This is a genomic window from Streptomyces lucensis JCM 4490, assembly GCF_014650035.1.
GTDB classification, from domain to species: Bacteria; Actinomycetota; Actinomycetes; order Streptomycetales; family Streptomycetaceae; genus Streptomyces; species Streptomyces lucensis.
Map to the genome: position 1 here is coordinate 60,925 of NZ_BMUE01000025.1, position 8,248 is coordinate 69,172.

4 protein-coding genes are annotated in these 8,248 nt (G+C 72.3%); all 4 read right to left on the reverse strand.

Features of this window, described 5'->3' with window-relative positions; genetic code table 11:
• Positions 1–14: 14 nt before the first annotated feature.
• Entirely contained in the window at positions 15–3,272 is a 3,258-nt protein-coding gene (locus tag IE177_RS33390; protein ID WP_190019229.1) for a non-ribosomal peptide synthetase, read from the reverse strand.
• Between the two features lie 13 nt (positions 3,273–3,285).
• Positions 3,286–5,874, reverse strand: a complete 2,589-nt coding sequence (locus tag IE177_RS33395; RefSeq protein WP_190019230.1) for a Pls/PosA family non-ribosomal peptide synthetase — start codon at positions 5,872–5,874, stop codon at positions 3,286–3,288.
• Positions 5,875–6,158: 284 nt separating this feature from the next.
• The gene (locus tag IE177_RS33400; RefSeq protein ID WP_190019231.1) at positions 6,159–6,605 is read right to left on the reverse strand and encodes a peptidoglycan-binding domain-containing protein; all 447 of its coding nucleotides are present in this window, start codon (positions 6,603–6,605) and stop codon (positions 6,159–6,161) included.
• A 99-nt stretch (positions 6,606–6,704) separates the two neighbouring features.
• The coding region (locus tag IE177_RS33405) for an ATP-binding SpoIIE family protein phosphatase (RefSeq protein WP_190019232.1) at positions 6,705–8,248 on the reverse strand (1,544 nt) is incomplete at its 5' end.

Here is an 8,248-nt window from a genome sequence, read left to right on the forward strand (position 1 = left end):
GGATCCACGGGGGTTCAGCGGGAGGCCAGCGGTACGCCGCCGGCGCTCAGGACGGCCCGCGCCGCCTCGGCCGGACGGGTGCGCAGGAAGTAGTGGCCCCCATCGGCCAGTTCGTGCAGGTCGACGTGGTCGGCCACGAGCAGCCAGTCGCGGTGCCGCCGGGTGTGGCCGGCCGTGTGCGGGTCGTCGGCGGCGACGACCACCGACACCGGCGCGGAAAGCTTCACCGGCGGCGGCGCCTGGAGCAGGGCGCGGAAGTAGCGGTGCGCGCCCGCGCAGTCGTGCCGGTAGGCGGCACCGATGCGCTCGGCGTGCCGCGCGTTCAGCTCCGCGAGTTCCGGGTAGCCGCTGTCCGCGGTCAGCCGCGCCGCGATCTCCGCGTCGCCCAGGCCCGCCAGCTCGTCGGCGGCGGCGCCCCGTTCGGCGGCGGTGCCGAGCAGTTGCGCACCGACGAACACCCTCGTCACCCGCACGCCGCGCTCCTGGAGCCGTCTGGCCGTCTCCAGGGCCGGCGCGGCGCCCGAGGAGTGGCCCCACAGCATGACCCCGGTCAGGCCGCGCTCCGTGATCTCGCCGGCGACCCGCTCGGCCAGCTCCGTGATCGACGCGAACGGCTCGCGCTCCGCCGTCAGGTCGTGCCCGGGCAGGTCCACCGCGAGGACCGCCGGGCCGCTGCCCGCCAGCGCGTCCGCCAGCGGCCGGTAGTTGACGGCGTTGCCGCCCGCGTAGGGGAAGCACACCAGTGCCTGCTCCGGCGCACCGCGCCCTTCCGACAGGGGCTGCAGCAGCTCCGTGCGCCGCCGTGCGCCGTCCTCCAGGAGGGCGGCGAGATCGGCGAGGACCGGATGCCGGGTGATGTCCTTCAGCGACACCGCGCGGTCGAGGGCGAGGGTGAGTTTGACGGCCGTCAGGGAGGTGCCCCCGGAGTCGAAGAAGTGGTCCGTCCGGCGGATCCCGTGCTCGGGCACGCCCAGGAGTCCGGCCCAGGCGGCCGCCAGTCTCCGTTCGGCCGGGCTGAGTTCGCCCGCGCCGTCGCGCGTGTCGGCGGCGGCCGGCGCCGTCCGGCCGGCCAGCCGGGTCAGCGCCTTGCGGTCGGTCTTGCCGTTGGCGGTCAGCGGCAGGCTGTCCTGCCAGTGGAAGGCCGAGGGGACCATGTAGGCGGGCAGCACCGCCGCCAGCGCCTCGCGCAGCACCTCCGGCTGCTCGCGCCTGCCGGTGTGGAAGGCGATCAGATGCCTGCTCCCGTCGCCCCGCTCGGTGACGACGACCGCGCCGTCGCGCACGCCGTCCACCCGCAGCAGGGCGTTCTCGACCTCACCGATCTCGATCCGGAAGCCCCGGATCTTCACCTGGCTGTCCCGGCGGCCCAGGAACTCCAGCTTGCCGCCGGGGTGCCAGCGGCCCCAGTCACCGCCCAGGTACAGCCGTTCACCGGGCCGGTAGGGGTCCGCGCGGTAGGCCTCACGGGTCCGCTCGGGATCGTTGACGTACCCCCGGCCCACGCAGACGCCGGAGAACGCGATCAGCCCCGGGGCGCCCAGGGGGACCAGCGACAGCTGCTCGTCGACGACGTAGACGCGCACGTTGTTCACCGCGTGCCCGAGCAGCACACGGTCGGGCACGCCGTCCAGGATCTCGTGGTTGGTGTCGTCCGAAGTCTCCGTCAGACCGTAGGCGTTGAGCAGCCTGATGCCCGGCTGCACCGCGAACCAGCGCTGCACCAGCTCCCGTTTCAGCGCCTCACCGGTCACCGACACACAGCGCAGGTCCGGCAGCGCGCGGGGGTGCCGCTCCAGGTAGGAGACCACGACCTCCAGGTACGAGGGCACGACCTGCGCCACACCCACCCGGTCGCGTACCAGCGTGTCGACGAAGCGCTCCACGTCCACGACGACGTCCTGGCCGACCAGCACGGTCCGCCCGCCGACCAGCAGCGCCGACACCAGCTGCCACAGCGAGATGTCGAAGCACTGCGGCGCCGTCTGCGCCACCACGGTCCCCTCGCCGATCCCCAGGTCGTCGATCTTCGCGTGGAGATGGTTGAGCATGCCCGCGTGCTCGCACATCGCCCCCTTGGGCTCACCGGTGGAGCCGGAGGTGAAGTAGATGTAGGCCAGCTGGTTCGCGTCGACCCGCACACCCGGATCGCTGTCCGGGTGCCGTTCCGCGTACGCCGTCCCGACCAGCAGCTTCTCGGCCCCCGGCACGGCGGCCAGCGCCTCGTCGAGGGACTTGGTGCTGCCGGACTCGGCCAGGACCAGCCGGCACCCCGCGCGCGACAGCGTGGCCGCGATGCGGCTCGCCGGGAAGTGCGGCTCGATCGGCAGGTAGACGCCGCCCGCCTTGAACACGGCGAGCGTCGCGGCCAGCCAGTCGAGGTTGCGTTCGGTGACGACGGCGACGACGTCCTCCCGGCCCAGCCCGCGCTCCAGAAGCGCCCGCGCCAGCCGGTTGGCGCGCGCGTTGAGCTCCGCGTACGTCCACTCCCGCTCGCCGTGGACCGCCGCCACCGCCCGCGGGTGGGCCCGTACGCGCCGCTCGAACAGCTCGTGCGCCCGCACGTCGGGCAGCGGGCGGTCGGGGCCGGCCAGCCCTTCGAGCTGCTCCCGCACCTCGTCGGCCGACAGCAGGCTCTGCCGGGCGTGGCCGGCGTCCGGGCCGGCCGTCATGAGCCGCAGCGCCGTCAGGTGGTAGCCGCCGATCCGGGCCGCGCTCCCCGCGTCCAGCACGTCCGTGCGGTAGCGCAGGCGCAGCACCAGCCGTCCGCCCCGGTCCGACCAGCGCACGTGCAGGACACCGGCGTCGGCGGGCGCCTCCCCGGCTCCCAGGGGGCCGAACACCACCTCGTACGGCGGCTCGGTCAGCCCCAGTTCCTCCCGCAGCCGTGCCACGGGGAACTCGCGGTGCGCCAGCACCGCCGCCTCGGCCCGTTCGGCGGCCGACAGCAGGGCGTGCCAGGAGTCCGGGGGGACGGCCACCCGGCACGGCAGCGGCTCGCCGCGCACCCCGGCGGTGTACCCCGTCACCACCTCCTGCTCGCCGGACAGCGCCGCCAGCACCTTGGCGTGCGCCGCCAGCAGCAGCGCGCTGATCGGCACGCCCGAGCGCCGCACCAGTTCCCGTACGGCGTCCGTCACGTCGTCCGGGACCGGCGCCTCCTGCTCGGCCGTTCCCGCGGCGGGCTCCCGCGTCCACCGCGGCACGGGGGTGACGCCACCGGCCCTCAGCACACGGCTCCAGAACTCCCGGTCCGTATCCACGCGCGTCTCCATCGAACGGCCTTCCTCAGCTCTTGTGCGCCGTAGCGGCGTCGACTGCCGTGAGGGCCCGGTCCGGGCCGCCGGGCAGGCCGGCGGCCTCCGGCATCTCCACGGCCGGATTGCCACCCCAGTGCGCGCCCGGGGGAACTTCCTCGCCTTTCATCAGGAAGGAGTCGGCCGCCAGCACCGAGCCGTCGCCGAGGGTCACGCCGTAGTGCACGTGCGCGCCGACGCCCAGGGTGCAGCCGGCGCCGAGCGCGGTGCTGTCGGACTTGAACGTGCCGTCCTCCTGCGAGTGGCACTGGATCTTGCTGCCGGCGTTGAGGGTGCACTCGTCGCCGATGACGGTGAGGGTGCGTTCGGTCAGGTAGCAGCCGTCGTCGAACACCCTCCTGCCGATGCGCACGCCCAGCATGCGCCAGACGAGGGCCTTGAACGGCGTTCCGTTGAAGACGTTGAGGTAGTGGTCCGGAACCTTCCACAGCCTCTCGTGCGCCCAGAACTCCGGGTCGTAGATGGAGCACAACCGGGGACGCAGCCTGCGGAACGACGTGATGCAGCGCTCCACCAGGACGTAGTACGCGGTGGAGAACGCGAGCGTCACCGCCAGGTACAGGGCGATCACCACGTGCCCGACCACGCCGTACAGGTCCACGGAGGCGAGGGCCAGCAGGGTGAGTACGAAGACCTGCACCCAGCGCACGAACAGCATCAGGGCCATCGACCGGAGGTTGTAGCGGTTCTTCGCGGCGAGCCGGCGGCGCAACGTGTCGCCCGTCCGGAGATGGTCGAACCGTGCGTCGCGGTCCACCGAGCGCGGGATCTCGAAGCACGGCGAACCGAGCAGTCCCACCCCTTCGCGGACCTCGCCGTCGAGGGGAATCAGCACCTTCGTGGCGAGCAGGCAGTTCTCGCCCGTCCTGCCGCCCACGGGATAGGCGATGTTGTTGCCCAGGAAGTTGCGCGGTCCGATGGACACCCGCGACAGGCGGAAGGACGTGCTGGAGAAGTCCGCGTTGGCCACGGAGAGCCCGTCGGCCACCATCGTGCCGCTGCCCACGGTGACCAGCAGAGGGGTCTCGTGCTGCATCTCGGTGCCGAAGTTCGACCCGGTCTGCTCGACGTGTGACAGGTCGTATCCGAGTCCGCGCAGGTAGTGCACGACATAGGAGCTGTCACCGAAGAGCCACGCGAAGAACTTGATGTTCGTCAGCCGTGCCGTGACCCGGTGCAGCGTGTAGTGCACTCCGTAGAGCGGGTAGACCCGGCCGGGCCTGACCACCAGGCCCAGCAGCCGCGGAACGGCGCAGACGACCACGAGGCCCCCGACGAGGAAGCCGAGGAACAGCACCAGGGACAGCAGCAGCGCGTCGGAGATCAGCTCCGGCCGCGACAGCGCGGCGGTCTGCGGGTCGAGCCGCTTGCCGATCGCCGGTACCCCGGTGAACAGCATGTACATTCCGCCGACGGCCAGCGGTACGTACAGGAAGAGCAGCTGCAGCAGGGTGACGGTACCGAACCAGACCCGGCGCGCCGTGCCGCACCTGGCCGGCTCCACCCGCACGTGGTCGACCCGCGTGGGCTCCGCGGGGGACCCGTGCCAGCGCTCGCCGGCCGGGACCGCCTGCGCGCGGTGCAGGGCCGAGGAGTGCCCGAGCTGTGCTCCGTCGCCCATCGAGGTGTCGATGTCCAGCACGGTCTTCTCGCCGACGAACACATCACGGCCGAGCGTGATCCGGCCGGTCTGGATACGCCCCGCGCGGGCCCGGTAACCGAGCAGGAAGGCGTCCTTGCGGATCACCGTGCCCGACCCGATCGTCAGCAGGTCGGTGCAGACCGGGACGGTGCGGGACAGGATGGTGACCCCCCTGCCGATCCGTGCGCCGAGGGCGCGCAGGTACAGCACGTACAGCGGCGTCCCGACGAGGAACACCATCGGGTTGGCGTGCAGCAGCACCTTGACGAGCCAGAAGCGCGCGTACGCCAGGCCCCACAGGGGGAACTCGCCCGGCTTCCACCGGCCGACGAGCAGCCATTTCGCGAGGACGGGGAACACGCACAGGGCGATGAACCCGGTGCCGCCGAAGAGCAGCGACCGCAGATAGATGCCGGCGGGCCCGCTGCCGGCGGCGACCCACTCGTAGCCGCGGGCGGTGACGAACCCGGAGACCAGGGAGTAGCTCAGGAACACCAGGAGCTGGAACGTCCCGCACAGGAAGTGGTGCAGCCGGCTCGTGCCGGCCGCGGGTTCCGGTGACGGCACGGGCGTGGGAGCCGCCGTGGAGCCGGCCGCCTCGGCGGAGGCGGGGGCGGCCTGGGCGAGAGCCGCCGCGAGGCCGCGGATGGTGGGGTGCCGGTAGATGTCCCGCATCGAGGGGGACGGCAGGTCGGGCCGCTTGCGCACCCGGGCGCAGAACTGGGCCATGACCAGGGAATTGGCACCGAGATCGGAGAAGAAGTGGCTGTCGGCCGGGACCTCGTCGACACCCACCACCTCGGCCAGGACAGCCGCGAGCTCTCGCTCGGTCCCGCTCCCGGCCGCGCCGCTCGCGCTCATGGTGACGGCAGGTTCGTCCCGTCCGGTTATGTGGACCTGGGATGACTGCTCCACCATGCGAACTCCCCGGTTGCTCTGATCACCGATGCCACGATCAGTCTGGCCAGGCAGGCACGGGGTTGCCACTTACGGGCCGTTTACCGGACTTGCGGGAAACAGCCGATAAGTCGGAATAGCCTGAGGTCAGGCGGACGCCGACACGCCGTGCAATCACTCGAACGGCGGCCACTCGGGCAGGCCCGGGACGCGCCCGGCGGGGCCGCGCCGGGCGCGGGCGGCGGAACGGGGAGACGGCCCGCCACCTGGGGTGACGGGCCGTCGTGGGGTGTGCCGGGCGGCGGTCAGGCGTCGCGCACCGGGCCGCGCGCCGTCAGCTTGTCGCACACCTGGGAGCCGCTCATCGCGCGCCACTGCCACTCCAGGGCGTCGCGGGTGTTGGGGCCGTAGACGCCGTCGGCGGTGAGGTGCAGGGAGCTCTGGACCTGCTTCAGCGCCGTCTCCGTCTTCGCGCCGAAGACGCCGTCGAAGCCGCCGGTGTCCTTGCGGTAGCAGTAGTTCAGGGTCACCTGCAGCGCGTAGACGGCGTCGTTGGAGGCGCCGCGGCGCAGCGTGCAGAAGTTCGTTCCGCGCAGTCCGACGGTCGGGACGTCGGTGTAGTAACCGTGCGTGTCGTAGTACTTGGTCGTGGTGCTGCACCCCGAAGTGGCGGCCTGGGCCGAAGGGCCGGTGATGACGAGGCCGGCGGTGAGGGCGGTCAGGGCGCCGAGGCACGCGAGAGCACGCTTCATGATGGGATTCCCCCCGAAGTAGTGTTGCGCCGCAGGTCAGGCGGCGGCTGACAACTTATCAGCAATGGCCGGAAGATGATCACCGGATCGGATCCGCTCTCACAGCCCGAGGCTGAACCAGGTCGTCTTCCCCTCGTCCCGGGAGCGGACGCCCCAGTCGTCGGCGAGTGCGCGGACCAGGAGCAGACCGCGGCCGGACTCGTCGTCCTCCGTCGCCTGGCGGGGCTGGGGCAGGTGCAGGCTGCGGTCGCTGATCTCCACCGTCAGCGCGGTGTCCGTGCGGCACACGTGCACGCCGATCGGCCCCTGCGCGTGCTGCACGGCGTTGGTGAGGACCTCGGAGAGCAGCAGGAGAGCGTCGTCCGCGGCCCGTGCGCAGTCCCAGGCCTTCAGCGCCTCGCCCAGGAAGGCGCGGCCGGCCCGGACGGACTCGGCGGTGGCGGGCAGGTCCGTGGCGACCGTGGCCAGGGGAGCCGCGGGCAGCTGGGTCAGCAACAGCGTGACGTCGTCGTGCCCGTCCGCGTCCGGGAGCAGCGTGGACAGGACGTGGTCGGCGGCGGCCTCCAGGTCCGGTGGCGTGTCGGGGAGCTTGTCGAGCGCGGTGATCAGCTGGGTGAGCTGGTCCTCGATGTCGGTGCCCGGGCTCTCGACGAGACCGTCGGTGTACAGCACGAGGGTGGCGCCGGGCGCGACCGTGGTGCAGCGCTGCTCGTAGATCACACCGCCGACGCCGAGGGGGGCGTTCACGGGCGCCGGAAGCACCTGGGCGTTCTGGCCGGGGGCGGTGACGAGGACCGGCAGGTGGCCGGCGGAACACATCGTCACCTCTCCCGTGTCGGCGGCGATCACCAGGTAGCAGCAGGTGACCAGCTGGTCGGGGACGTCGAGATCGGCGACGACGCTCTCCAGCGTCTGCATCAGCCGCCGCGGCTGCACTCCCGTCTTCGCCAGCGCGTGTGCGGCCGAACGCAGTTGCCCCATGACCGCGGCGGCCTCCAGGCCGCGGCCCATCACGTCGCCGATCAGCACCCCCACCCGGCCGGCGCCCAGCGGGATCAGGTCGAACCAGTCCCCGCCCACGCCCGCGCCCTGCGTCGCCGGGCGGTACCGGCTGGCGGTGGCGAGGCCGGGAATGGCGGGTGGTGTGCCCATGAGACTGCGCTGCAGCGTGAGGGCGATGTGCCGCTGCTGCTCGTAGAGTTCCGTCAGTTCGGCCTCGGCGCGCTTGCGGTCGCTGATGTCCCGGACTATCGCGCAGGCTCCGACGACCTTGCCGCCCCGGCCCCGGGTCGGCCACAGGGTGACGTCCACGTCCAGCAGTGCCCCGGAACGGGTGACCCGCAGCGTCTCGAAGTGCTCGACCTTCTCGCCCCGGCGCAGTCGCTTCAGCAACGCCGTTATCTCGTGACGGCGTTCGGGCGGTGCCAGGACGGACACGTGCTGCCCCAGCACCTCGTCCGCCGTGAACCCGTACAACCGCTGGGCCGCCGCGTTCCAGTAGGTGATGTGCCCGTCGAGGGTCTTGGCGAGAATGGCGTCCTGCGAGGACTCGACGAGCGCGGCGAGTTCGTTGATGCGCTCCTCGGCGGCCTTGCGTTCGCTGACGTCGCGTACGGCGGCGGAGACGAGGAGGCCGTCGGCGG

What these genes read in the sequence shown, in the direction of transcription:
- IE177_RS33390 (WP_190019229.1), bottom strand. Translation starts at nt 3,272, where the DNA reads ATGGAGACGCGCGTGGATACGGACCGGGAGTTCTGGAGCCGTGTGCTG.
- IE177_RS33395 (WP_190019230.1), bottom strand. Translation starts at nt 5,874, where the DNA reads ATGGTGGAGCAGTCATCCCAGGTCCACATAACCGGACGGGACGAACCT.
- IE177_RS33400 (WP_190019231.1), bottom strand. Translation starts at nt 6,605, where the DNA reads ATGAAGCGTGCTCTCGCGTGCCTCGGCGCCCTGACCGCCCTCACCGCC.